The sequence below is a fragment of the Ruminococcus sp. D54t1_190329_F1 genome (genome assembly GCF_015551645.1).
Taxonomy (GTDB): domain Bacteria; phylum Bacillota; class Clostridia; order Lachnospirales; family Lachnospiraceae; genus Blautia_A; species Blautia_A faecis.
Genome location: NZ_JADNDC010000011.1, coordinates 1 through 24,502, shown reverse-complemented (window position 1 = coordinate 24,502; position 24,502 = coordinate 1). Strand labels below are relative to the sequence as shown.

21 protein-coding genes and 1 riboswitch are annotated in these 24,502 nt (G+C 44.9%); of the genes, 3 read left to right on the top strand and 18 right to left on the bottom strand.

Annotated elements, in window-relative coordinates; all coding sequences use genetic code 11:
• Positions 1-33: 33 nt before the first annotated feature.
• The 11 genes from I2D69_RS06635 to prfB form a co-directional block, all read right to left on the bottom strand.
• Positions 34-669, bottom strand: coding sequence for an ECF transporter S component (locus tag I2D69_RS06635; RefSeq protein WP_118580386.1), 636 nt, complete (start codon positions 667-669; stop codon positions 34-36).
• Between the two features lie 183 nt (positions 670-852).
• A riboswitch (FMN riboswitch) is annotated at positions 853-990 on the bottom strand.
• Between the two features lie 94 nt (positions 991-1,084).
• Positions 1,085-1,993: a mechanosensitive ion channel domain-containing protein gene (locus I2D69_RS06630; RefSeq protein ID WP_227198926.1), complete on the bottom strand. Its 909-nt coding sequence runs from the start codon at positions 1,991-1,993 to the stop codon at positions 1,085-1,087.
• A 116-nt stretch (positions 1,994-2,109) separates the two neighbouring features.
• Complete coding sequence (locus I2D69_RS06625) at positions 2,110-2,373, bottom strand: DUF1294 domain-containing protein (RefSeq protein WP_173770296.1); 264 nt, start codon at positions 2,371-2,373, stop codon at positions 2,110-2,112.
• Positions 2,374-2,478: 105 nt separating this feature from the next.
• Positions 2,479-4,638: a Tex family protein gene (locus I2D69_RS06620; protein WP_173717867.1), complete on the bottom strand. Its 2,160-nt coding sequence runs from the start codon at positions 4,636-4,638 to the stop codon at positions 2,479-2,481.
• A 30-nt stretch (positions 4,639-4,668) separates the two neighbouring features.
• The gene (locus I2D69_RS06615; RefSeq protein WP_173716544.1) at positions 4,669-5,496 is read right to left on the bottom strand and encodes a DUF975 family protein; all 828 of its coding nucleotides are present in this window, start codon (positions 5,494-5,496) and stop codon (positions 4,669-4,671) included.
• Positions 5,497-5,658: 162 nt separating this feature from the next.
• Positions 5,659-6,546, bottom strand: a complete 888-nt coding sequence (locus I2D69_RS06610; protein WP_148461034.1) for a DegV family protein — start codon at positions 6,544-6,546, stop codon at positions 5,659-5,661.
• A 49-nt stretch (positions 6,547-6,595) separates the two neighbouring features.
• The gene (locus I2D69_RS06605; protein ID WP_148461033.1) at positions 6,596-7,807 is read right to left on the bottom strand and encodes a hypothetical protein; all 1,212 of its coding nucleotides are present in this window, start codon (positions 7,805-7,807) and stop codon (positions 6,596-6,598) included.
• A 31-nt stretch (positions 7,808-7,838) separates the two neighbouring features.
• Positions 7,839-9,047: an aspartate kinase gene (locus I2D69_RS06600; RefSeq protein WP_118580501.1), complete on the bottom strand. Its 1,209-nt coding sequence runs from the start codon at positions 9,045-9,047 to the stop codon at positions 7,839-7,841.
• Between the two features lie 97 nt (positions 9,048-9,144).
• The gene (locus I2D69_RS06595; protein WP_173735267.1) at positions 9,145-10,362 is read right to left on the bottom strand and encodes a homoserine dehydrogenase; all 1,218 of its coding nucleotides are present in this window, start codon (positions 10,360-10,362) and stop codon (positions 9,145-9,147) included.
• Between the two features lie 7 nt (positions 10,363-10,369).
• On the bottom strand, positions 10,370-10,822 hold the full coding sequence (locus I2D69_RS06590) for an ACT domain-containing protein (protein ID WP_177290069.1): 453 nt from the start codon (positions 10,820-10,822) through the stop codon (positions 10,370-10,372).
• 123 nt (positions 10,823-10,945) lie between these two features.
• A protein-coding gene (gene prfB / locus I2D69_RS06585) for a peptide chain release factor 2 (protein ID WP_118580361.1) occupies positions 10,946-12,074 on the bottom strand; the annotation gives its coding sequence in 2 pieces (ribosomal slippage) (positions 10,946-11,998 and positions 12,000-12,074; 1,128 coding nt in all).
• 383 nt (positions 12,075-12,457) lie between these two features.
• Between prfB and I2D69_RS06580 the strand changes: the two genes are divergently transcribed.
• Together I2D69_RS06580 and I2D69_RS06575 are read left to right on the top strand one after the other, a co-directional pair.
• Positions 12,458-12,826 carry a NusG domain II-containing protein gene (locus tag I2D69_RS06580; protein ID WP_226815079.1) on the top strand — a complete coding sequence of 123 codons (369 nt, stop codon included), beginning with the start codon at positions 12,458-12,460 and terminating at the stop codon, positions 12,824-12,826.
• Between the two features lie 3 nt (positions 12,827-12,829).
• A complete protein-coding gene (locus tag I2D69_RS06575; RefSeq protein WP_148461028.1) occupies positions 12,830-13,315 on the top strand; it encodes a Gx transporter family protein in 486 nt (161 codons plus the stop codon).
• A 297-nt stretch (positions 13,316-13,612) separates the two neighbouring features.
• Here I2D69_RS06575 and I2D69_RS06570 read toward each other — a convergent pair whose 3' ends face one another.
• The 7 genes from I2D69_RS06570 to dapF form a co-directional block, all read right to left on the bottom strand.
• Positions 13,613-14,668 (bottom strand): FAD:protein FMN transferase, encoded by a 1,056-nt coding sequence (locus tag I2D69_RS06570; protein ID WP_227198925.1) that lies wholly within the window; start codon positions 14,666-14,668, stop codon positions 13,613-13,615.
• A gap of 253 nt (positions 14,669-14,921) precedes the next feature.
• On the bottom strand, positions 14,922-15,788 hold the full coding sequence (locus tag I2D69_RS06565) for a 4Fe-4S binding protein (protein ID WP_195379613.1): 867 nt from the start codon (positions 15,786-15,788) through the stop codon (positions 14,922-14,924).
• Entirely contained in the window at positions 15,785-16,420 is a 636-nt protein-coding gene (locus tag I2D69_RS06560; RefSeq protein WP_195379612.1) for an FMN-binding protein, read from the bottom strand. The genes I2D69_RS06565 and I2D69_RS06560 overlap by 4 nt, the downstream gene beginning before the upstream one ends.
• Positions 16,421-16,423: 3 nt before the next feature.
• Positions 16,424-18,388: an FMN-binding protein gene (locus I2D69_RS06555; protein ID WP_195379611.1), complete on the bottom strand. Its 1,965-nt coding sequence runs from the start codon at positions 18,386-18,388 to the stop codon at positions 16,424-16,426.
• A gap of 135 nt (positions 18,389-18,523) precedes the next feature.
• Positions 18,524-21,886 carry a penicillin-binding Tp47 domain C-containing protein gene (locus tag I2D69_RS20010; RefSeq protein WP_227198924.1) on the bottom strand — a complete coding sequence of 1,121 codons (3,363 nt, stop codon included), beginning with the start codon at positions 21,884-21,886 and terminating at the stop codon, positions 18,524-18,526.
• Positions 21,887-22,048: 162 nt separating this feature from the next.
• Complete coding sequence (locus tag I2D69_RS06540) at positions 22,049-22,219, bottom strand: hypothetical protein (protein ID WP_173735271.1); 171 nt, start codon at positions 22,217-22,219, stop codon at positions 22,049-22,051.
• Positions 22,220-22,301: 82 nt separating this feature from the next.
• Complete coding sequence (gene dapF, locus I2D69_RS06535; protein WP_195379610.1) at positions 22,302-23,150, bottom strand: diaminopimelate epimerase; 849 nt, start codon at positions 23,148-23,150, stop codon at positions 22,302-22,304.
• Between the two features lie 251 nt (positions 23,151-23,401).
• On the opposite strand from dapF, the gene I2D69_RS06530 reads away from it, so the two are divergent.
• Positions 23,402-24,232, top strand: coding sequence for an AraC family transcriptional regulator (locus I2D69_RS06530; RefSeq protein ID WP_195379609.1), 831 nt, complete (start codon positions 23,402-23,404; stop codon positions 24,230-24,232).
• Positions 24,233-24,502: the final 270 nt, after the last annotated feature.

Genomic DNA, 24,502 nt, shown 5'->3' with positions numbered 1-24,502 from the left:
AGGTCTATCTAGATCTCACCAAGGAACAGAGAATCAGTCACCGCGAAGAATCACACGAATTCTTTTATAAATAAAGAACACGATCACTGAGGTTAATGTGTATTTGAATAAATTGAATGGTACAAGGATCATAATTGCAAAAGTAAGAAGGTTGGTTACACCGCTGTGTACTGCTGCACCCATTTCAATAAATGCCTGTACCGGCATTCCAAATGCCTTGCCGTATGCAGGAAGAAGTACAAATGCGTTTACAAAGCATGCAAGCACTGTGGTAAGAATTACACCAGCTGCCATACCTGCCACTGCATGTGTTCTTGTCTTCTTATGCTGATAACGATAGATCAGTCCGGCTGGAACTACATAAGAACAGCCAAAGAGGAAGTTTGCCACATCACCAACGCCTGCTGTCATAGTTCCCTTAGTTACCAGATGTACCAGAATCTTCACCAGTTCGATCAGTATACCTGCTACAGGTCCCATTGCAAAAGAACCGATCAGTGCTGGAATCTCAGAGAAATCCAACTGATAAAAGGACGGTGCCAGAAATGGCAGCGGTACCTCAAAATTCATCAACACACCTGCCACAGCGCCTAACATTGCTACCTGGGCAATGGTTCTGGTGCGGCTTCGCTCCATTACATTTCCATTTTTGATTACTTGTTCGCTCATACTCATTGCTCCTTAAATTATAATATTTAAAGAAAATTTCTGCAAGTATGGGATTAAAATGTTACCAGTAAACAGTAACGGTTACTGTTCACCAGTAACGTTAAAATCACCACATAAAAAGCCCCGAAATCTCTTCCGGGGCAATGAGCACGTACAAAAAAATCAACCGATCTAAATATTCTGCGCGTTCTTCTCTCATCCAGACTTTACTGTCGGTTTTGGAATTTCACCAAATCAGCCGCCAAAGCGGGTCGCGGACTATACCGCCGGTAGGGAATTTCGATTTCCAAGGATTTCGATCACCCTGCCCCGAAGAAATTTTCTTTTCATGGTGGATTATACAATAGAAATAGGATAATTTCAATAGGAAATCTATTTGTACATTTATTTCATATTTTCTATTATATATCTATTATCATTTGTCTTTATTTGCCTCCACAACATGCACATCCATCTGCGGATACGGAATAGAAATTCCGTTGGCATCAAAAGATTCTTTGATTTTCTCATTCAGCCGCCATTTGATCTTCCAGTATTTATCGGTGGGAACCCAGACGCGAAGCCCCATGACTACGGCGCTGTCAGCAAGTTCGTCTACAAAGACCAGCATGTCTTTGTCCGATTTGGTTCCGGGATCTTCCTGTAAAATGTGCTGCAAAAGCTTTTTTGCTTTCTTAATATCAGAATCATAGGAAATTCCCACTTTGATTTCCAGGTTACGCAAATTCTGCGCAGTTACATTGATAATGGTGCTGTTGGATAATTTTCCATTTGGAATGATTACATGCTTATTGTCAATGGTGATCAGGGTCGTATAGAACATCTCAACCTTATATACGGTTCCCTCCGTCCCACCAGCCTGATCCTGTATAATATAATCTCCTACCTGAAATGGCTTAAACAAAAGTAGCATAACGCCGCCAGACAGATTCTCCAGACCGCCCTGCAAAGCAAGACCAATGGTAACGCCGGCAGTTCCCAGAAGAGCTGCTACTGAAGATTCCTTCACACCGAAATTAGTAGCTATATTAAAAATCAGAATCAGATACAGCAAAAATTTTCCAAAAGAACAGATGAACTGGGCAACCCCCATGTCTATGCCGGCCTTTTCCATGGAACGCTTCGCAACTTTCAGCAGCCACTTGATCAGCTTTGTTCCCACATAAAAAGCTACAATAGAAAGAACCACTTTCATTCCGAAGCTGATCAAATCCGGAATATGACCGTTAAAGTAAGCCTTGATCTGATCCCAGTTGGAGCTTACTTTATCCACTGTTTCCTGGACAGTCTCCTGAACTGCATTCTCTATAACCTGTCCTTCCAAATTCCCATCTCCTTTTTTCAGTCCTTTCCCGTAAACAATTCTGTTTCTTGCTATCCAAAAACAATTTCGTCCTGTTTTCCACCGGAAATTCATTTTGGAAACAAATTATCCACCGTCTACTGCAAGACTCTCCACAGTATCAACTGCGCTGCCAGAATTAACGGCACACCCAGACGGAATTTCCATTTTCTGATTTTATGATGAAAAAATTGCATTCCAAGAAGAGCTCCAGCGGAACCGCCAATGGCAGCCACCGCAAGAAGCTGGGCTTCCGGGATGCGCCACTGTTTCCGGATGGCTTTCTGTTTATCGATGCCATACATCCCGAATGCTGCAATATTAACGAAAACCAGATATACAACAAGAATATTTTCTAACATTTTAATCCAACTCTCTAATTTCCCTGCCAAACACGCTATAAAGCGTGTTTGAAAAAGGCTTTCTACAAGGCAATGGCAAGAGAAATAATGTTTTCCCTCTTCTCTTTATTTATTTAATCCCTTCATAGAAAGGCTGATCCGGTTCTTCTTCTCATCCACACCGAGAACACGAACCTCCACAACATCTCCAACGCTTACAGCTTCCAACGGATGTTTGATAAATTTTTCACTCATCTGGGAAATATGAACAAGTCCGTCCTGATGAACTCCGATATCAACAAAAGCTCCGAAATCGATTACGTTGCGGACAGTTCCTTTCAGGATCATACCCTCTTTCAGATCCTTGATATCCAGTACATCTGTGCGGAGAATCGGCTTCGGCATCTCATCACGCGGATCTCGTGCCGGTTTCTCCAGCTCTTTTACAATATCCCGAAGAGTGATCTCTCCAATTTCCAGTTCATCAGCAGTCTTCTTGTAATCCCTGATCTGTCTGGAAAGTCCGGCAAGCTTGCCTCCTGCAATATCCTCAGCGGAATATCCCAGTTTCTCAAGAAGCCTGGAAGCCGCCTCATAGCTCTCCGGGTGAACGCTTGTCGCGTCAAGAGGATTGGAGCCGCCTGTAATACGCATGAAACCAGCGCACTGCTCGAATGCTTTCGGTCCAAGCTTCGCAACCTTCAGAAGATCTTTTCGGCTTGTGAAACGGCCATTCTCCTCACGGTAAATTACAATGTTCTTTGCAATAGCCTTGGAAACACCGGAAATATACTCAAGAAGGGAAGCAGAAGCAGTATTTAAATCCACACCTACTTTATTTACAGAATCCTCAACCACACCTGTCAGAGCCTCGCCAAGCTTCTTCTGGTTCATATCATGCTGATACTGCCCTACACCAATGGATTTCGGATCGATCTTAACCAGCTCAGCCAGAGGATCCTGCACACGTCTTGCAATGGAGGTAGCACTTCTCTGTCCTACATCAAAATTTGGGAATTCGTCTGTAGCAAGCTTGCTTGCAGAGTAAACAGAAGCACCTGCCTCATTTGTAATCACATACTGAACCTTCGCTTCCGGAATCTCCTTCAGCATATCAACAATAACCTGCTCAGACTCTCTGGAAGCAGTACCATTTCCAACAGAAATCAGGGAAATGCCATACTTCTTGATCATAGCTTCTACTGTATCCTTCGCAGCGCGAATCTTCTTCTCGTTAGTAGGAGCAGTTGGATAAACAACTGTGGTATCCAGAACTTTTCCAGTAGGATCTACAACGGCCAGCTTACAGCCTGTACGGAAGGCCGGATCCCATCCAAGGACAGTCTGTCCGGCGATTGGAGGCTGCATGAGAAGCTGCTCCAGATTTTTGCCAAATACTTTGATGGCTCCGTCCTCTGCCTTCTCAGTCAAGTCACTTCTGATCTCGCGCTCGATTGCAGGAGCGATCAGACGCTTGTAACTGTCCTCTGTCACTTCTTTCAGAATCGGTGTAGTAAATGGATTGTCTCGGGTGATCACCTGCTTCTCAAGGTAACGAAGAATATCTTCTTCTGGTGCAGCTACCTTGATAGTGAGGAATTTCTCTTTCTCACCACGGTTCAGCGCCAGCACACGATGTCCAGCCAGCTTCTTCACCGGCTCCTCAAACTCATAATACATCTCGTATACAGACTGTGCCTCCGGATCTTTTGCCGTAGAACTGATGGTTCCTTTTTTTGCAGTAAGATCACGGATGTGGATTCGATAATCTGCCTCATCGGAAATATGCTCTGCAATAATGTCCTTTGCACCAGCAATGGCATCTGCCACAGAAGCAACCTCTTTTTCCTCGGAAACAAAGGCTTCTGCTTCTTCCTCGATGGACTTGCCTGTCATCTGAAGCATAATAATATTTGCCAGCGGCTCCAGACCTTTTTCCTTGGCAATTGCTGCCCTGGTACGTCTCTTCGGACGGTACGGACGATAAAGATCCTCTACCACTACCAGTGTCTGTGCTGCCAGGATCTGTGCTTTCAGCTCTTCTGTCAGTTTTCCCTGGTCCTCAATGCTGGAAAGAACCTGATTCTTCTTGTCTTCCAGATTTCGAAGATAAGTCAGTCTCTCGTTCAGGTTACGAAGCTGCTCATCATTTAAGGTTCCAGTAGCTTCTTTTCTATATCGTGAAATAAAAGGGATGGTGTTTCCCTCATCGATCAATTTAACAGCAGCTTCTACCTGCCATTTCTGCACCCCAAGTTCCTGGGTGATTACCTGTAAAATATCCATTTTTTCAATCTCCTCTTGTTGCTTGTATTTCTAATTTCTGTAACCGTCATTATTTTCTGTATCATATCCGTTTCCAGAATCATTGGTCCAGTTATGAAAGCCGCCGTCAGCAGTTCCATCTCCTGGCAGTCTGTAGTCCAGTTCCCCATCCAGATCCCGATAAAATGCCACCATGGACATTTCCATATAAGGCATGATCCAGAAAAGTGCAATATAGAACGTGAACACAGATAATAACAAAAGCGGGATAAAGCTGAGATTCAGCTTCACATATCTCCAGATATTTCCCTTCATCAGCCTTGCGCTCTCTTTCAGTGCCTGGATTCCTCCAAGCTCTGTGTCATCCGCCATGAGAAAGTAGGTCATGGCAAATGGAAGGGAAATAAGAAAATTCAGCAAAGTGCTTACAGCCAGCAGTCCCAGAGTCATGGAAAGCCACTGGATCTGGGAATCCACAGTCAGTCCCGGATCTGTGGTAAAGCTCACATAATAGTAAGGGATTGCTGTGACCAGCTGGATCAGCGCCAGCACAAAGCCTGCAACGATCACCCTGTCTGGCTGGTTTTTGAAAAAGTAGCCCAGATCTCCCAGAGAAAACTCCTTTCCCCTGGAAATATTCAAAAGCATATACCCCAGACCAGCGGAAATGATCCCCACGATCAGTGACACCACCAGCATAAATACTTCACTGAGAACCAGATCCAGCGCGGATGTGCCAGAAAATAAATTGGTAGAAAGGATTGTTCCTAAAGTATTCAGACCATACACTGCCAGAAGCCCAAGGATCACAGTTCCAACATGTCCCTGCAATGCCTTTTTTGCCTGCAGTTTGATTTCCTTCGTACTTCTTTTTTTCATAATCATCATTCTCCTTTGCAGTGAAACAGCAGGCCGGGATTCTGATGCATCCCGGCCAGATATATTGCAGCACCATTTCGCTGTTTTCACTTTTTGCTCCATTAAGCCATGCCAGTTGTTCCCAATATAGCATTCTTCCATCTGACATCTGTAATTTTTTAATTACGCCGTTCTCTTGTTTCCCCAGAAAAACAGCGCTACCGTACCAGGACCTGTATGGCTTCCGATGGTAGTTCCGATGTTATTGATCTCAACCTTCCCATTTAATTTCGGGAAACGCTCTTCCACCAGCCTTGCCACTTCCCTGGCATCCTCTATACATGCGGACTGGGAAATATAACATTTCCCACTATAGTCAAGTCCGCCCTCAGCGTACTCTTCCATTTTGTCTACAACAGCCCGGATCACCTTTTTCTTGGTACGGATCTTAAATCTTGGGATCAGTTTTCCCTGATCATCCATATTCAGCAGCGGGCAGATATTCAGCATCGTGCCGAAAAAGCCGCTGGCCTTGGAAATACGGCCTCCTCTGATATAAAACGTAAGATCTGTGGAAAAAAACCAGTGATGCAGGTTCAGCTTGTGTTCCTCCGCCCAGGCATGAACCTCCTCAATGGGTCTGCCCTCATCCCGAAGGTCTGCAAGTTTATCCATAAAAAGCCCATATCCGGAGGATGCTCCCAGAGAATCCACCACCAGGATCTTACGCCCCGGATATTTTTCCTCCAGATCCGCTTTTGCAACGTTAGCTGAATTGATAACGCCAGAAATTCCTGAAGACAGGCAGACATGGAGCACATCTTTTCCCTCTTTCAGAAATCCTTCGAAATATTCTTCGAATTCATCTGCATTTACCTGGGAAGTCTTGGTGGATGCACCATCCTGCATGGCCTTATAAAATTGGTCAAATGGCATAGACTGTCCCAGATCATCTGCATATTCTTTTCCATTTAGTTCATAATGAAAGCAGATATAGGAAATATTTCTTTTCTCAAAATGTTCTTTCGTAAGGTCTGCTGTGGAACAGCAGCTGATCACATAGTCGCTCATATTTCCCTCCTGTTACTAATTTTGCAAAACCTCCAGATCGGGTTCTCCCTTATTCTGGAAGAATTTCATTTCTGTACGCAACACTTGCCACTGTATCCGGATCCTCATCCTTGTTAAACCAGAACTGTGCCCGGTTGTCAATCTTGGTATCTGCAGTCTTATAAATATTCAGGTAATCTCCGTCCTCATCACACGCATAGCCTTTTTCCTCTGCAGCTGCGATCAGGTCCGCCTTCTTCGCACCCAGGGTAAATCCACCGGAAAGAGTAAGGGTAAGAGCATCACTGTCGTAATTGCCTACCTCAAGCTCCCGTACAAAACAGTTCTCGATGGCAGTTGCATCCTGGGTAAAATTGTAAACACTGAAATGCACACTCTGGTTATTCTTCATCATGTCTACAAATTCCAGATCCCGGCCAGCCACATAAGCGCCATCTTCCACATCCTGAAGCTCCCAGCCATTCTCAAGGAATGCAGACACCGGAGCCGGAAGGGAATAAAGATCTCCGCAGAATTCCAACTGTGGAGCCAGCAGATCATCTCCCAGCTCAGTAGGAGCGGTATAGGAAGATACGATTTCTGGAACTTCCTCGCTTACACTTCCCTTGTCATATCCTTCTGGCTCTACGAAGTTACGCATATCTACCTGCTTCAGAGTATTGTCATCCTTATATACATAGAAATGAACTTCCTCGTAATAATCTTTCGAGTAGGAATACTTGGTATACAGGTCTCCCTCGTAAGTATCGCTTGGATCACCATAAGCAGCTTTGATATCATCAAAATTGGATTTTCCCATTACGATTCCGCCAGGCAGTTCTACAGGAGTAGCCGCCACATCAAAATCATAGCTTGCATCAATATCAATTCCTGCTACCAGACACTGGTTTAATGGCAGCTGGTTGATTCCAAGATTGATCACATCTACGGAAACGCGGTCGTCCCCTTTGTAAAAACTGATGGAACCATAGGAATTGGTTCCAACGCCCATCTCCGGGTCCTCGTTCTTGCCAAGTGTCCAGTCTGCTGCAAAATCCTGGTAATACATAGGGAACTGGTAAACCTTATCCCCGATCTTCACCTGAAAATCGTACAGGCTGTCGGACAGCTCTGTAACCGTTTCTGCACCAGCCTCAGGCTCATCAGCAGCCTCTCCTGCTGCCTCTGTAGTTTCGGCTTCCTGTGCCTCTGCATAAGCCGCGGACGGAACCGCACACAGGCACATTGCTGTAAAAAGCACTCCCAATACTTTTCTTTTCATACAGAAATTCCTCCTTAGAATGTATATTTGATCAGTCGGCAAGGCCGAAAGCATCGTGTACTGCATTCATAGCCCGGATTCCGTCTTTTTCGTTGATAAGGACGGTAATACGGATTTCAGATGTGGAGATCATATTAATGTTTACGCCTTCATTGTAAAGGCTCTCAAACATCTTGGCAGCCACGCCAGGATTGCTGAGCATACCGGAGCCAACAATGGAAAGCTTGGCGATATTGCGCTCAGAGTGAAGCTCCTTGAAGCCAAGGCGCTCCTGGCTCTCCTCCAGAGTGGCAACTGCATCATCCAGATCATCCTTATTTACGGTAAAAGAAATGTCCTTTGTTCCTGCACGTCCGATAGACTGCAGGATAACATCTACATTAATATTTTTCTTTGCAAGGGTATCAAATACCTTAAATGCAACACCAGGCACATCACGAAGTCCCAGTACTGCGATCCTCACAGCGTCTGTATCCAGCGCAACACCGCTGATCAGCATTCTTTCCACGCTAACTACCTCCTTAACTACCGTTCCTTCACTGTTATTCAGGCTGGAGCGGACCACAAGGGGCACTCCGTATTTCTTCGCCATTTCCACAGAACGGTTGTGAAGTACACCCGCTCCTGATGTTGCCAGATCCAGCATCTCATCGTATGTGATCTCTTTCAGCTTTCTGGCATTTGGAACCTTACGTGGGTCGGCTGTATAAACGCCGTCCACATCTGTATAAATCTCGCAGGCGTCTGCATGAAGCGCTGCTGCCAGTGCCACGGCAGTGGTATCAGAACCGCCTCGTCCCAGGGTGGTATAATCATCATACTTATCCACTCCCTGGAATCCGGTAACGATGACAATCCTGCGGGCATCCAGCTCACGGCGGATACGCTCTGTGTCAATTCTTTTCAATCTTGCATTCTGATGGCTGCTTGTGGTATGCATGGTCACCTGAAAAGCATTCAGGGAAACCGCCGGAACGCCCAGCTTGTGCATTACCATGGCCATCAGAGATACGGACATCTGCTCACCGATGGTAAGGAGCATATCCATCTCACGCTTCGGAGGCTTGTCGTCCATATCATGAGCCATACGGATCAGCTCATCTGTATATTTTCCCATGGCGGACAAAACCACCACCACGTCATTTCCTTTTTTATATTCCTCGATACAACGGTTGGCAACATTATACATTCTCTGTTTGTCCCCAACGGAAGTACCGCCGAATTTCTTAACTATCAGCATAGTTTTTCCTTTCACGCTGTCAGTTTTATTTTTTATCTGCGCATACAGACAGTTTCACGCAGCTGCCCATTACCTGAATAACTGCGGTTTCATGTTATCAGTCTTTCACGCGGATCATGCCCAGAACATTCTCTCCAAGCGCTTTCACACGCGCTTTGTACTCGCCCTGTGTCATAAGTCTGGTAATAAAACCAAATTCTTCCGGAAGGGAATCCGGCTCGATCACAGCCTCAACCTTACCAAAAGCCTTATCCACCTCATCCAGGGAAGTATCCTTCACACGGACAAAGAAACGGCCTTCTACAGAATCCGGCTCCATCAGGGTCATCTCTTCATTGCTCCAGTTATTCGGAATGGTGTCATGAAGATGCTTTGCAGCCTCCACAACGTCTGCTGCAACTGCACTGGCAGTAGGAAGCTTGCCAGCTCCGCTTCCATAGAACATGGCATCGCCAAGCATATTTCCATGTACAAAAATACTGTTGAACACACCTTTTACGCCATAAAGAGGATTATCCTGTCCAACAAGGAAAGGTGCTACAAGTGCGTAGAAGGAATCGTCTCCCAATTTCTTGCTTGTGCCAAGAAGCTTGATGCTTCTGCCCATTTCTCTTGCGTATTCCATATCCTCTGGTGTGATCTTTGTAATTCCTTCTGTATAAACATTTTCAAAATTCAGGAATTTTCCATATGCCAGAGAGGAAAGAATGGCAATCTTACGGCATGCGTCCTGTCCTTCCACGTCAGCGGTAGGATCAGCCTCTGCGTAGCCTTTTTCCTGAGCCTCTTTCAGAACAGTATTGAAATCAGCACCTTCTGTGATCATCTTATCCAGCATATAGTTGGTAGTTCCGTTCAGAATTCCGCTGACCTCATCGATCTCATCTGCGGTAAGAGAACCGTTGATGGCACGAATGATCGGGATTCCACCGCCGCAGCTTGCCTCGAAAAGGAAGTTGATCTTTTTCTCTTTTGCAATTTCCATAAGCTCAGGACCGTATTTGGCAACCAGAGCTTTATTTGAGGTGCACACACTCTTGCCGGCTTCAAGTGCTCTTTTTGTAAAAGTATAGGCAGCACCGGTTCCTCCCATTACTTCTACTACAATTTTAACTTCCGGATCATTTACGATCTGCTCAAAATCATGAACAAGAATCTCTTCTACCGGATCTCCCGGGAACTCACGAAGATCCAGTACATATTTGATCTTAATCTCTTCCCCGGCTCTTTTGTTAATCAATTCATGATTGGTGCGGATGACTTCTACTACACCACTTCCAACTGTGCCATATCCTAACACTGCAATATTTATCATCTGTCCGTTACTCCCTGCCTAAAATTTTTAAATAATGGATTCCTCCCATCTGTTCAATGTCATCCACCATTGCCTCTGCATCCCCTTCTCCCTGAAGGATCTGCACACTTAAGGTAAGAGTGGCAATACCACTGATGGGAATACTCTGATGTATAGTCAGAATATTGCCATGATTTTCCGCAATAGCCCGAAGAACATTGGATAAAATTCCCGGCTCATCATCCATCTGTATAATAAAAGTGATGGTCTTTCCCTTGGCTTCCTCGTGGAAGGGAAAAATATCATCTTTATATTTATAGAAAGAGCTTCGGCTGATTCCCACAGCGTCTGCAGCTTCCTGAACTGTAACTGCCCGCTTTGATTCCAGAAGCTTCTTCGCTGCAACTACATTCAGAAGCACTTCCGGCACAGCCCGCTCTTTTACTACAAAATATTTATTCTTATCTGTTGTCTTTGGCATCCTGCATTTCCTTCCACTTTCACTGCGCCCTGCAAATCTCTGCCATTACAGCCGCTGTATCCAGACATAATCCGGAAACTGGCATTGCCCTGTTACCGTTACTTCGTGAACAGCAGCATGCTTTTACTGCTGCTCTGCAGGTCTCTTCGCAAGTGCGATCCATTTCAGATATGCATTAATAAAGATATCAATGGCACCATCCATAACTGCATCTACATTTCCGGTTTCTTCATTGGTACGGTGATCTTTGACCATGGTATATGGCTGCATAACGTAGGAACGGATCTGGTTGCCCCAGCCGATATCCGTTACTTCGCCTCGGATTCCGGAAAGCTTGGCTTCTGCTTCCTGCTGTTTCAGAAGATATAACTTCGCTTTCAGCATCTGCATAGCCTTATCTTTATTCATATGCTGGGAACGCTCATTCTGACACTGTACCACGATTCCTGTTGGGAAATGAGTGATACGGATAGCGGATGAGGTCTTGTTGATATGCTGTCCGCCGGCACCACTGCTTCGGTAGGTATCAATACGGATGTCCTCATCATTGACCTCTACGTCCAGATCTTTCTCAATATCCGGCATTACATCGCAGGATACGAAAGAGGTCTGGCGCTTTCCAGCCGCATTGAACGGGGAAATACGTACCAGACGGTGAACACCTTTCTCAGACTTCAGAAGTCCGTATGCGTTCTCTCCGTTTACCTGGAACGTAACAGATTTGATACCAGCTTCATCGCCGTCCAGATAGTCCAGAACTTCAATTGAAAAGCCCTTGCGTTCAGCCCAGCGTGTATACATACGATACAGCATACTGCACCAGTCGCAGGCTTCTGTTCCACCAGCTCCTGCGTTCAGTTTGATAATAGCATTCTCGCCGTCATACTCTCCTGAAAGAAGTGTCTTCACGCGGATACTGTCAAACTGTGCCTGGAACTCATCCAGCATTTCCTGGATTTCTTCGATCATGGACGGATCATTTTCCTCATAGCTCATCTCGATCAGGGTCTCCATATCTTCTTTCTGGGTTACCAGATTCTGATAGGTTTCCATGTCGTCCTTCATACCCTTTAATTCTTTCATTTTCTTCTGGGATATTTCTGCATTGTCCCAGAAATCAGGCGCTTCCATTTCGCGCTCTAATTCTTCAACCCGCTTTTCTTTGTTAGCCAGGTCAAAGTGAATCCCTCACTTCCACTAATGGTTCTGTGTATGTTGCAAGAATGCTCTTGAACTGGTCTAATTCAACCATAGCTTCACCTTCTTTCTAATATTTCTGTGTAACTGTCCAGTGTTTTCTGAATCGTTACATTTCTTCAACAATGCCGCCGGCCTGGAACGTGTTTGAAAAATCATTCCCGCGATCCGCACGGCACACAGACTTTCAAACTATACAATAGCATATTCCGTGGGAAATTACAATAAAAAGCGGTGTGGAAAGGAATAGCCACCCGTTACCGTTTTCTTTGTGAATAACAGGCATTCTCTCTGTTGCGATTTTTTCTCAAAAATGGATTTTAGAATAGGTTGAAAAATCTCTGTATTTCTTATATCATAAACTAATGGTTCGTTTGTGGAACATGGTTCTATGATATGATGATTTTGGTTAAAGCTATTAATGAAGAGGTATCATTTTTGAAGAAGAAAGAAGCGGTATTTATTGGTGCACTATTGGTTATTTCAGTGGTGCTTTGTATTTTTGTTTATGCGGTTCCACATGGAACTCATGGGTCGATCCAGATTACGGTGGATGGGGAACTTTATGGGACTTATTCACTGGCGGAGGATCAGGTGATCCAGATTGGGGATACCAATGTGTGTGAAATTAAGGACGGCGAGGTAAAGATGACAGAGGCGGACTGCCCGGATCATCTTTGCATGAAGCAGCCGGCAGTGGGCAGTGCAGGCGGATATATTGTGTGCCTGCCAAACAGAGTAGTCATTCAGGGAGAGGGCGATTCAGATTCACAGGATTCCGAAAGTGGATTTGACGCAGTGGTGTAAGTGATGAATCAGAAAAAGACAGCGTATCTTGGGCTGTTTGCAGCCATTGCCATTATTTTCGGGTATGTGGAATCGTTGATTCCGTTTTTTGCGGGAATTCCGGGAATGAAACTAGGGCTTGCAAATCTGGCGGTGCTTTTTGTGCTGGAGAGGTATACGTGGAAAGAAGCGGCGCTGGTTTCCATTGTGAGAATTTTTATTATCGGTTTTATGTTTGGAAGCGGCTCCAGTATTATGTATAGCCTGGCGGGGGCGACCCTTAGTTTGATTGTGATGGTTTTTGTGAAAAATAAGATTGGATTCGGGCAGCTGGGTGTAAGTGTGGCTGGTGGCGTTTCCCATAACATCGGTCAGCTGCTGGTGGCGATTCCGGCAACGCATACGGTGGGACTGTTGTATTATTATGCTCCGGCGCTGATGGTGTCGGGAGTGATTACAGGACTGCTGATTGGAGTGCTGACGAAGGAAGTGCTTAAGAGGATTCCGTAATATGTTACCACCGTACGCATCTGGGCTGAATATATTCCACGCGGGGAGGCGCAACATTCCGCGGAGCTAACTGCTAACTGCGACTAAACATCTCAGGAGAGCCTTCGATGTTAAGTCTTCGTAAGCAGTGGATCTCCGCTCCATTAAAGGCGCGCCTTGAATGCCCCGCTTAGGAATATATTCAGCCCAAATGCTGTTGATTGAAAAAGAGCTCCTGACGATAGTTTTTGACTATCCTCTGGAGCTCTTTTCGTTATTCCGTAAGCTATCATTTTCTATGAATCTATCATGGACAACTTACGCTTCGTTTACTGTGTATCCGTCTTTCATTAATTCGAATTTATCCATCAATCCACTTGTCACATACACATTTTTGTCTTCATCTACGAATACGGCTTCTGCATCATATTTCTCTAAAAGAGGTTTCGCGGCGTCCAGACCCAGGACGAAGCAGGCAGTGGAGAGGCCGTCGGCCAGGTAACCCTGGTCGCAGACGATGGTGACGGAGGTGAGACCGTTCTGTACAGGATAGCCGGTCTTTGGATCCAGAATGTGGTGGTAGCGAATTCCATCTTCTATGAAGTATTTTTCGTAGTCGCCGGAGGTGGAAAGGAACTGGTTGGCGTCCAGGGTGATGGCTCCAAGATAGTCGCCTTCCGTGTCACGGGGATCGGTAAGGGCTACTTTCCAGGAGGAGCCGTCGGGCTTTTCGCCGTAGGTCATGACACTGCTGCCGCCAAGGTTCAGGATCATACCGACGACGTCTGGCTGGGTTTGCAGGTAATCCATGATCTGGTCACAGCCCATGCCTTTTCCAACAGCACCAAGATCCAGGGTACAGCCATCAAGAAGGGTTACATTGTTTCCGTCCACCTGAATTTTCTCGTAGCCCACTTCGGGAAGAAGAGTGTCAATTTCGGACTGGTCCGGGACATGAGGATTCTCGCCGTCAATGTTCCACAGGCGGATGATCTTTCCAAGGGTGGGGTCAAAAACACCGTCGGAATCCTGGGACAGTTGGCGGATTTTCTCAAGGTCGGCGACAAGATCATCAGAGACTTCCATGGTCTTGCCCTCAGCATTGTTCAGCTGGGAAATCTGGGAGTTTTCCTCTGTCCAGGAAAGGAGGGTGGTTTCCATTTCGCGGAGCTTTTCGCCAATCTGAGTGTTGATGTCCTTGCCTGAGGTATAAAGGGTTTCGGAAACTACCGTGTCCATTGCGAAATCTGCGTTGGTGTATTTTTCTATGTCAGATGCATAAACAACTGTAGTTGTTTTTCCCAGTACTGTAGCGGAAATGACAGTGAGAAGCAGGCTGCCGCAGAGGATTCCTGCCACACTTCTCTTTCTCAAATTCCTTCTCCCATTAAACATATCCAAGCAGGTAAGTGATTGACCTCTGGACTGCTTTTTATAATGTACCTTAATTAAATCGACTTCATTCTGAAATCTTACTTTACTTCTTTTTTTACTCATATCCTGTTCTTTCTGATTTTATTTTCTCTTATTTTCCAATAGCTTTCGCCCATCTTTTTCCAGCGCGTGTTCAAGAAAGAATCCTGCTTTGCAGGATTCTCCGCCTGCGGCGGGTCGCTATAAGCGACATCTACCTTTCCGCCGCAGTGCGATCCTGCCCGGCAGGGCTTTTTATGCTATAGGGAATTCCAACGGAATTTCCTATAGCATAAAAAAGGCTCTCATCTTTCGCCTTCGGAATCCCGATCCGGATGTTCCTCTTCGGGCAGATTCCCTGGCAGGCGTGGCAGCAGATACATTCTCCGGAGAGAGAGGTATCACCGTCAATGTCCAGATGAGCAGGGCAGCGTTTTTTGCAGGCTCCGCATTTCGCCGGACAGGTGCTTCTGTCACGATTGAACAGTGCAGAAGGCGCTATAGGCATTATAGCAAAAATTGCGCCCATTGGGCAGAGGAACTGGCAGAAAAATCTTTCCTGAGTGCACATTCCGATCATGAGCAGAATCAGCAGCACAATCCCCACCTTGTAGGCAGCACCGGGAAGTCTGCCAGCGGTGAGCATGGAAAACACATCCCATGGGCTCATGCCCTGAAGCTTGCTGTACCAGCCGGTAAGGATAGATACAAGAAGCACCAGAAGCCAGATATATTTCACCTTCTGCAAAATGCGGATGGCTTTTTCTGAGTATCCGTGACGGCCTTTTTTATGAAAAACCTTCTGGCGGATAAACACAGTCAGCTCGTACAATGCATCCCCAAGGGAACCAAATGCGCAGGCATATCCGCAGAAATGCCGTCCGAACAGGCAGGTTACCACCAGCAGCACGGCAGTCACATCCAGAAAGGAATTCCAGCTGATTGCTTGATGTGCTGCGATTGCCTGAAAAACGGACTTCACGCCTGCGAATGCTGTGGAAAAAAGTGCCGGAGCAAAAATGAAAAACAGAAGCTGGATGCCGGCACGGATCAGCCGGATTTTTCTCTGTCTCTTTTTCATTGATTTTCCGCCTTTCCAAATGCATCATTTACAGCGTTGATAATTCCAGTGGAACTGAAGGTTGCTCCGGAAATGGTGTCAACATCTGTACTCTGGGCAGCCAAAATGGTACTGATCACGCCCTGTCCCTGGGAAAGGTATGCAGAGTCTTCGCCTGGTGCACTTACCACCTGAATGTCTGTAATCGTGTCATTTTCAAGTGTAACCTGAACCTGGATATTGCCGCCAAAGCCCTGGCCGTCTCCTGTGTAGGTTCCGTTTTTGTAGACAAGATCTTCACTTTCTTCCTCAGAAGAAGCGTCCTCAGCCTCTGTCTCATCTGTATTCTTGTCATCTTTTTTCGTGTCCTCGGAAGCATCCCCGGAAGCCGCTTCTTCCGTCTGGGCTTTCTGATTCTTCGCTTCCTCTTCTGCCTTTTTCTTCGCCTCTTCCTGCGCTTTTGCAGCCTCTTCAAGGGCACTTAATATCTCATCCTGCTGTTTTTCCAAGGCCTCCACTCTGGTTGTCAGACTGGCGATCTGCTGGTCTTTTTCGGTATCACTATCTTTTTTCTGCATGGAGTTGTAGCCGAGAACGACACCAACGATCAGAAGCAGACATAAAACTCTCATAATAAAACTCTGGTATTTCATGGGTTATGCTCCTTTTGCCTGATTTAATGCATTTCTAAATGCCTGAATAAATCCCTGGGAGGAATATGTGCATCCAGATACTGTATCTACACTGTCTGCGGACTGCTTTCCCATAACCTGTCCAAGAATTCCCTCCCAGGCTGTATCTGCATATTCTTCATCATCATAGGAAAAATAAGTTGCTCCCACAATCTGTCCTCCGGATATTGTTACGGTAACCTGTACACTGTCTGGTCCGTCATTGCCTTCTCCAATGCCAGTGTAGGTTCCATCTGTATATGCACCAGCAGGCACAGGCGTGGGTTCTGGCGTAGCTGTCGGTTCCGGCGTCACAGAATTCTCCGGTGTATCCGTCGGTTCCGGTGCAGAAGTTGGCGCTGGCGTTTCAGTAGGCTCTGGTACAGCTGTAGGCTCCGGTGCAGTCGTTGGTTCCGGAACAGAAGTCGGCTTTGGCGTATTTGTGGGTTCTGGCTTCTCGGTGGAATCCGGCGCCTCAGTGGGCTCTGGCGTTACTGAAGGCTGTACCTCTGTATTTTTTGCCTGCTCCAATGCTATTTTGGACGCATCCAGAATTCCCATAGAAGAAAATGTTGCACCACTTACAGTGTCAATTCCTTCTGTACTCTGCTTTTCCAGTATTTTAGGCTGTATGGATCTCCATGCCTTATTGAAAAAGCTTCTGGTATCTGAGTTTGTATTGGTTACTTCCGTAATTTTTCCGTCTTTAATTGTCAGTGTTATGTTAACCTTTCCAGAATATCCCATTGCAGACCCTGTATAGGTACCATCTTTCAAAAGCTTTACAACCGGCTGTTCATCTGACGGATTATCCGGAGTCTTGGTAGGATGTGGAATCTCCGTTGGAATTGGTGTTACAGTTTCATCAGGTACAGTAGTCGGGGTTGGAGTTATATCTTCTTCCTTTGAGTCTGTAGTTCCTGATTGATCAGCCTTTGAAAGAGCCTGGGATAAAGCTCCGAGAATTCCATTGGAAGAAAATGTTGCACCACTTACAGTATCAATTTCAGAAGTACTCTGTCTGGAAATCACATTGGACTTGATTGTTTTCCATGCTTTATTAAAAAATTCAGGTGTGTCTGTATTTGTGTTGCTTATTTTTTTGATTTTTCCATTTTTTATTGTAACCTTTACCGTTACGATTCCATCAAAGCCTTCTGCCTGTCCCTCATATACGCCATCTTTATAGCTGACAGAAGTATCTTTCTTCGGTTTCTTTGCAGGTTTTGGCGTTGGCGTTGGAGTTGGTGTGGCAGCCGGTGTGGCAGAATCACTGTTTCCTGCCTGTGAAAGGGCATTCTGTACTGCCTGGATAATCCCGTTTGAGGAATAAGTTGCACCGCTGACTGCATCCACATTCGGGGACTGGCTTGATAAAACCTTACTTACAACGCCCTGTGCAGAGGCAAAATAAGAGCCTGTTTCTCCAGAGGCACTCAATATATCAACAGCTGTGATTTTCCCACCTGATACAGTTACCTGTACGGTAATCGTTCCTCCAAAGCCAGTACCGCTGCCCTGATAAGTTCCATCTTTATAGCCGCCTTCCGGAACTTCTGTAGTTGGTGTAGTGGTGGAGCCCTGACCTACCCCTGAAGATGCAGCCGTTTTTACTGGAAGGGTCTTTGAGCTTCCTTTTTTTATACCACTTTTTTTCTTTGAAATTTTGGAGGTTTTTTTCTTTGAAGATGATGATGTATTTTTGCCTGCTTTCAGCAGACTCTCCTCTTTTGCCTCGTCATCTGCTGCCTCATAGGAATAGGCTGTTTTCAGAAGCGATTCCAGATCCTGGGATTTTACAACCTCTCTGGTTTCAGCAGTCACTTCTTTTCCACTGCTGCCAGCCTGAGCACCTGCTGCAGCCACAGCCGCAATAACCACTGCTGCTGGAGCAAGTTTCACCAGATTCTTTTTTTCAAAAGGATTCTTATCACTGTCTCGTTTTTTCATGCTGTCTCCTGTTAAAATATGTAGCAAAATAAGTTTCTTTTTACAAGCAAAAGCAGGGGCTGTTAAAAACGGCCCCCGTTCCTTTGCCTTGTTTTTGCACAAGTATTATTTGTTATCGTAAAAGCTTTGTAATCATTATTTTACTTTTACTTTGAATTTCTTAGATACTCCATTACTTGTAACAGTGATGGTTGCAGTACCTTTCTTCTTACCTTTTACAACACCTTTTGCAGTAACAGTCGCTACTTTCTTGTTGCTGGACTTGTATGTTACTTTTCCGGATGGTGTTGCGGTTGCTTTGATTTTTACTGTTTTGCCTTTCTTGATTGTTGCAGAAGATTTTGCAAGCTTCAGAGAAGGTTTCTTAACCTGGATTACTACCTTCTTAGTGTAATTTCCAACCTTTACCGTAATGGTTGTCTTTCCCGCTTTTTTCGCTTTTACAACGCCTTTGGAAGAAACAGTAGCTACTTTCTTGTTGCTGGATGTAAATTTAACTTTTCCAGTTACATCATTTTTTACAACCGTAATGGTTGTAGATGTTTTTCCTTTGGTGTAAATTGTGGAAGCTTTTGCAGTTGCTGTAATTCCTTTGGCCGGTGCTGCAGTCGGTGCCGGAGTTGCAGTTGGCTGTGCAGGTGCTGCAGTTGGCTGTGCCGGGGCTGGTGTTGCAGTCGGCTGTGCCGGTGTTGCGGTTGGAGCCGGAGCCTTTACAAGCATGTTGAGAGCTTCTCTTAAATGTCCGATCTGCTCTTCTACGCCATAAGTTGTCTGATTCTTAATATTTGCAAGCATTTCCTCGCACTCTTCAAGCTCATTTGCAATGCTGTCTTTTGCAGCAGCCCAGCTCTCCGGAGTATAATCAGCCTCGTTCAGGGCTTTTGCTTCTGCGATAATGTTTTCCAGTGGCGTGGAATCTGCATCACCTGCAGGTTTTGCAATATTCTCAGCTGTTGCCTGGAATTTTACAACGTAATCCTGGTATCCAAGGGCATGAACAGTAAGGATCCAGTAACCAGTTCCGTCAGTTCCTTCCGGAAGCTTGCATCTTCCAGATTCTGTAAGACCAAGCTGGATACCCATCATTTTATGCATCCAGTTATCAGCTGCAAATTTTGTTCCATAGTTTGCAAGTCTGTTTGTATAAGTGGAATCATTTCCATAATATGCCCACTCAACAGACTGCATATGTGCACCAAGATCGCCATAGTTTCCAGTCAGGTCAACTCTCAGGAACTCACCATAAGAACCATTTCCAGGTTTTACAGTTGCTGTAATTCCGTCTGCCACTTTCAGCTCTGCATCTTTGATACCAGACTCAGTTCCGTTCTGTCTTGCTCCGATTACAAAGCTTCCGTCTTCAGCTTTTGTAACTTTTTTCAAACCATTTGTATTTGCAGTTACATTTGCAACAGCTTCATAGGATTTCAGTTCTTTCTCGCCATAACCGCCGATCAGCTGTCCGCCATTTTTTACAATTGTATGGCTTTCTGCAAAAGCAGCAAGGTCAGCTCTCTTAATCTCAACCGGTACATATTTCAGTCCAGTTACGGTATATCCGGTTACATTGTTCCGGTTAAATACTTCTGATGTTCCATCGGCATAATAAACTGTTTTTCCGTCTGCGCTCCAGTGGGAAACTGTTTTTCCATTAAGAACCGCGATTGCCTGGAAGCTTCCTCTGTGAAGGCCATGGTTTGCAGTTGCTCTTGTTACAGCATCAAATGCTCCAAGGTCTGACTCACCTCTTCTGTCTTTTTCTTCAGAAGAAGCTGTGGAGCCTGCATTGTATACATCCTCGGAAGCCCAGTACTCAGCCCATGTAAGACCTGCGTATACATATACGTTTTCGTTGTAAACAAATGTTACATCTGGGTATCCGGCAGCACTTACAACTACTGTATCTCCATCGTTTACAGCTGTTTTAGAATAATCAAGAGTTCCATCCTCCTGAACAATCTTCACAGCACCTTTTCCGCTTGCAGCATACTCTTGGTCACCAATTTTTACTTTTGAAACTGTTTTGGTAAATGCAACAAACTGCTCAGCGGTAATATCTGCCGCAGCAACCAGTTTTCCTTCATACTCATCATAGGAAGCCATTACAGTATCTGTTGTTGCTGTAAAAGTAGCGCTGACAGGAGCATATTTTCCATTTGCATCGGAAATTGTCAGAGTATGTGTTCCAGGTGTAAGATTTGTAACCTTTACTCCTGTCTCTGTTGTCGCTGCTTCCACATCATCAACTGCATATTTCTTTGAATAATCAGATGGAAGTGCTTCAGATAATTCAACTTTAACCTCTGCATCTGTTACCTTGATGTTGTCAACGGTTGCACTGACACCTGTTTTTACCGGAACATAAGTATCTGGAATATCAAAATTAATTTCCCCCTTATCCGTATAGTACGTTACGCTGGAAATAGTTTTTCCCATCATGGATTTGTAGTGGTCAGAGCTTATTGGGCAACCGTGAGATTCTGTTGTAAAGCCGGTGCTCCATGCAAGTTCTTTTCCTTTCCAGATATTCTCAAGATGACGGAGTGCATAAGTGGTTCCGTCTGTTGTATTGATGATTACACCATAAATCTTATCACCATTAGATGCATTTACTACTGCCTTTACTGCTGTCTCATCCAGCTCAAGCTGATAATCTCCATATTTGGAATTAAGCTTTAATTCAGCATTCACACTAACATTCTGTTCGGACATTCCCTGAACAGCGCCAAAAGAAATATTTCCGTTCTCATCTACGCTCATTTCCTTGTAATATGCAGGAGTTTCTGCCGGAACATAATAAGTATAGCTTGGCTGTTCAATAAGAGCCGCTGCACCAGTATATGTATTAGTACTTACCTGGCCTTTCATGTTCGTAGTAATCTCTATAGTAGTGCTGTCTGTAATCTGTTTAAAATTTTCCAAATCAGAAGCTTTATTCACTTTTACCGGAAAAGTAACACCTGCAAGTTCATTTCCTTCCGCGCTTGTATGATAAGCAGCATTTCCATTCATCACGCCGCTCATCTTTGTTTTTGCTTTCGTCGCGGATGTAAATGCATCTACTTTTACATCATTGTTTTTCAACTCAGATCTGTAAAAAGCTTCATAGGGAATGTTCATCAGTACGATCTGACCATCCTCCACTGTTTTCAAAGCTCCCGCTTCATTGTTGGTTTCGCCCTCAGTGTCTGCTAAAAAAGCATCTTCTGTGTCTCCGGTTTCACCATCCTCGAATCCAGACTCCTCTTCTGCGGCTTCTCCAGACTCAAAACCATCCTCTGTGTCTGTAGCAAAATCTGCTGAATCGTCAGCCTCTGATGATTCGTCATAGTCGTCTGAAATCTCATCAGAACCATATGTAGTCTCCTCAGATACCTCAACAGCTACTTCTCCAGAAATAAAGTCCTCTGCCATAACTCCAACCGGTGAACTGGTCATCGCTACAGCTGCACTCATAATGATCGGAGCAATTTTTCTTAATAACTTTTTGTCAGCCATTCTCTTCCTCCTTGTTTAACTATTATTAGTGTTTTCTAATCTTTGTTTATTTTACAGAATTGTGTTAGAAATGTCTATCTATTTTTAGTTTAGACATTGCACTTTTTTTATCAACAAGAGGGGCTGTTTCGTATATCAACATGCTGATTCCGTCTCCATATTTTATATAAAAAATGCTTTCCTCTCTTTAGGCATAATGATATCGCTTACAGACATCATCCCCCCATTTGCAGCAAAAAAGAATCCAGGCACGGAAGTCTTCTTACTTCTATACCTGGATTCTCCTACATTGAAAATTAAGCAACTGCCATATTGACTTGTCTGATTTTTCATCTGCTGCTCCTACGTCAGTCGCCGTAGCTACCGCTACACAGCCCCGGCCGTTGGGATGCGCCATATGCACCATATTTTCTTTCTATGAGAAAAAGCTCTCAGCCACGCTCATCTCCGCAATATATCCAACAGTTCCTGTCATAAAAATAGTTCCGTCTTCTTTAATGTCGATCTGGATCATACCACCTGGCTGGTTTACATTGATTCTGTTTTCCATCCGACCTTTTCGGTAGGCTGCAATGGCTGCCGCACAGCTTCCTGTACCGGAAGCTTTTGTATAACCGGAGCCACGCTCCCAGATCTCGATATCCAGATTTCCTTTATCAATCTGGCGGCAGATCTGCAGGTTCACTCTTTCCGGGAACTCATCTGCATTTTCCACATATGGCCCCAGCTCCCTTACTTTTTCCTGAGATACTTGATCCATGAAAATAATGCAGTGTGGATTTCCTACTGTGAGACAAGTTGCCTTGTATTCTTTCTTGTTAAATGTAAATGGCTCATCGATCACCTCACGCACCTCGCCAGTTACCGGAATCTCTCTGGAAAGGAAAGAGGCTTTGCCCATATTTACGCGGAACTCTGTCGCTCTGGCATTCAGACACTCTACTTCGATTGTTCCGGATAAAGTCTCAATGGCAAATTTTTTCTCTGTAACATACTCATTGTCCATAAGATATTTTGCAAAAATACAGACACCGTTTCCACTGATTGCAGCTTCACTTCCATCGGAATTAAAAATACGCATTCCCATTTTTCCGTTAATGTCAACTGGTCCGTAAAGCACACCATCCGCTCCAAGTCCGAACCCCCGCTGGCAAAGAAGCGCAACTTTTTTACCCTGCAGCTGAAGCTGGTTTTTCTTCGCATCCAGTACCAGATAATCATTTCCAAAGCCCTGATATTTTGTCATGATAATGCTGTCTCTCATTGTTTTCAATTCCTTTCTGACGAAGCGCCCGTGATCTTTTTTCTCAAATCACATCTTATATATCCAGTATAGCGTTTATTTTTCCCATGTACATAGAATAACTTGCGAAATATATTGCAAAAAATGCGGTATTTCAATTATAATAAAGTCATATTTCAAGCGCAGAATTGAATTATGACGCTACGCAAACGTAGCTGCAAGCAAAGTTTGCGGTTCCATACACACTATAGTAAAAACAGGAGCCATAACATATGAATTCTTTCAATGAGCCTACTGAAAAAACCGGCTATCTGGAGCAGGATTTCCGGCTTTTTCACATCAAGGATCAGACCAAGCGAGAATTTTCCTACCATTATCATGATTTTCACAAGGTGATCATCTTTCTTTCCGGAAAGGCAGCCTACCACATTGAGGGAAAGTCCTACTACCTGAAGCCCTGGGACATTCTCCTCGTGAACCGTCACGCCATCCACAAACCGGAAATTGATTTTTCGGTTCCATACGAACGTTTTGTACTATGGATCCGCGACGACATCAAATCCACAGAACTACTCCGCTGTTTTCAGAAGGCGATTGACCGGAGTTACAATCTAATCCGTCTGGACTCTGACACTCAGGAAAAATTAAAGCAGCTTCTCTACGAACTGGAAGCTGCCCTGAAAGACGAAAAATTTGGAAGCGAGCTTCTTGGCTCAGCTCTTTTCACCCAGTTCATGGTTTATGTAAACCGCATTTTTCTGGAAAAGCAGTACATTTATGACGCTCATTCCTACAGCAGTGATTCCCAGATAGAAGAGCTTCTACGTTATATTAACCACAACCTTACTGAAGATCTTTCCATTGAGACCCTTGCACGGAAATACTACCTGAGCAAGTATCACATGATGCGGAAATTCAAGGAGGAAACCGGTTACACCGTCCACAACTACATCATTAGCAAGCGCCTTCTTCTCGCCCGCACAAAAATTTCCGAAGGCACCCCCATCCTGAAGGCCGCCCAGTTAAGCGGCTTCTCCGACTATACCACCTTCTCCCGGGCCTATAAAAAACAATTTGGCACCGCGCCAAGCCAGACAATATAATTGCTATTTAATGGATTAAAAGGTCTTCAATGCGGACGCATTTGGACAATGTGTATTACTCACTCGCCGGCGCAACGCTCCAGCAAACTAATCGCTAACTGCGACTAATGCGTTCGGGAGAGCCCTCACGCATAAGTCTCCGTAAGCGCTGGATTTCGCTTACGCTAAGAGCGCGCCTGAAATGGCTCGCTGGAGTAATACACATTGCCCAAATGCTGTGTGTCGGCTGGAACTGAGGTTATTTAGGAACTTTTAACGAGGGGAGGGGGA

What these genes read in the sequence shown, in the direction of transcription:
- I2D69_RS06635 (WP_118580386.1), bottom strand. Translation starts at nt 669, where the DNA reads ATGAGCGAACAAGTAATCAAAAATGGAAATGTAATGGAGCGAAGCCGC.
- I2D69_RS06625 (WP_173770296.1), bottom strand. Translation starts at nt 2,373, where the DNA reads ATGTTAGAAAATATTCTTGTTGTATATCTGGTTTTCGTTAATATTGCA.
- I2D69_RS06620 (WP_173717867.1), bottom strand. Translation starts at nt 4,638, where the DNA reads ATGGATATTTTACAGGTAATCACCCAGGAACTTGGGGTGCAGAAATGG.
- I2D69_RS06615 (WP_173716544.1), bottom strand. Translation starts at nt 5,496, where the DNA reads ATGAAAAAAAGAAGTACGAAGGAAATCAAACTGCAGGCAAAAAAGGCA.
- I2D69_RS06610 (WP_148461034.1), bottom strand. Translation starts at nt 6,546, where the DNA reads ATGAGCGACTATGTGATCAGCTGCTGTTCCACAGCAGACCTTACGAAA.
- I2D69_RS06605 (WP_148461033.1), bottom strand. Translation starts at nt 7,807, where the DNA reads ATGAAAAGAAAAGTATTGGGAGTGCTTTTTACAGCAATGTGCCTGTGT.
- I2D69_RS06600 (WP_118580501.1), bottom strand. Translation starts at nt 9,047, where the DNA reads ATGCTGATAGTTAAGAAATTCGGCGGTACTTCCGTTGGGGACAAACAG.
- I2D69_RS06595 (WP_173735267.1), bottom strand. Translation starts at nt 10,362, where the DNA reads ATGATAAATATTGCAGTGTTAGGATATGGCACAGTTGGAAGTGGTGTA.
- I2D69_RS06590 (WP_177290069.1), bottom strand. Translation starts at nt 10,822, where the DNA reads ATGCCAAAGACAACAGATAAGAATAAATATTTTGTAGTAAAAGAGCGG.
- I2D69_RS06575 (WP_148461028.1), top strand. Translation starts at nt 12,830, where the DNA reads ATGAATCAGAAAAAGACAGCGTATCTTGGGCTGTTTGCAGCCATTGCC.
- I2D69_RS06565 (WP_195379613.1), bottom strand. Translation starts at nt 15,788, where the DNA reads ATGAAAAAGAGACAGAGAAAAATCCGGCTGATCCGTGCCGGCATCCAG.
- I2D69_RS06560 (WP_195379612.1), bottom strand. Translation starts at nt 16,420, where the DNA reads ATGAAATACCAGAGTTTTATTATGAGAGTTTTATGTCTGCTTCTGATC.
- I2D69_RS06555 (WP_195379611.1), bottom strand. Translation starts at nt 18,388, where the DNA reads ATGAAAAAACGAGACAGTGATAAGAATCCTTTTGAAAAAAAGAATCTG.
- I2D69_RS20010 (WP_227198924.1), bottom strand. Translation starts at nt 21,886, where the DNA reads ATGGCTGACAAAAAGTTATTAAGAAAAATTGCTCCGATCATTATGAGT.
- I2D69_RS06540 (WP_173735271.1), bottom strand. Translation starts at nt 22,219, where the DNA reads ATGAAAAATCAGACAAGTCAATATGGCAGTTGCTTAATTTTCAATGTA.
- dapF (WP_195379610.1), bottom strand. Translation starts at nt 23,150, where the DNA reads ATGAGAGACAGCATTATCATGACAAAATATCAGGGCTTTGGAAATGAT.
- I2D69_RS06530 (WP_195379609.1), top strand. Translation starts at nt 23,402, where the DNA reads ATGAATTCTTTCAATGAGCCTACTGAAAAAACCGGCTATCTGGAGCAG.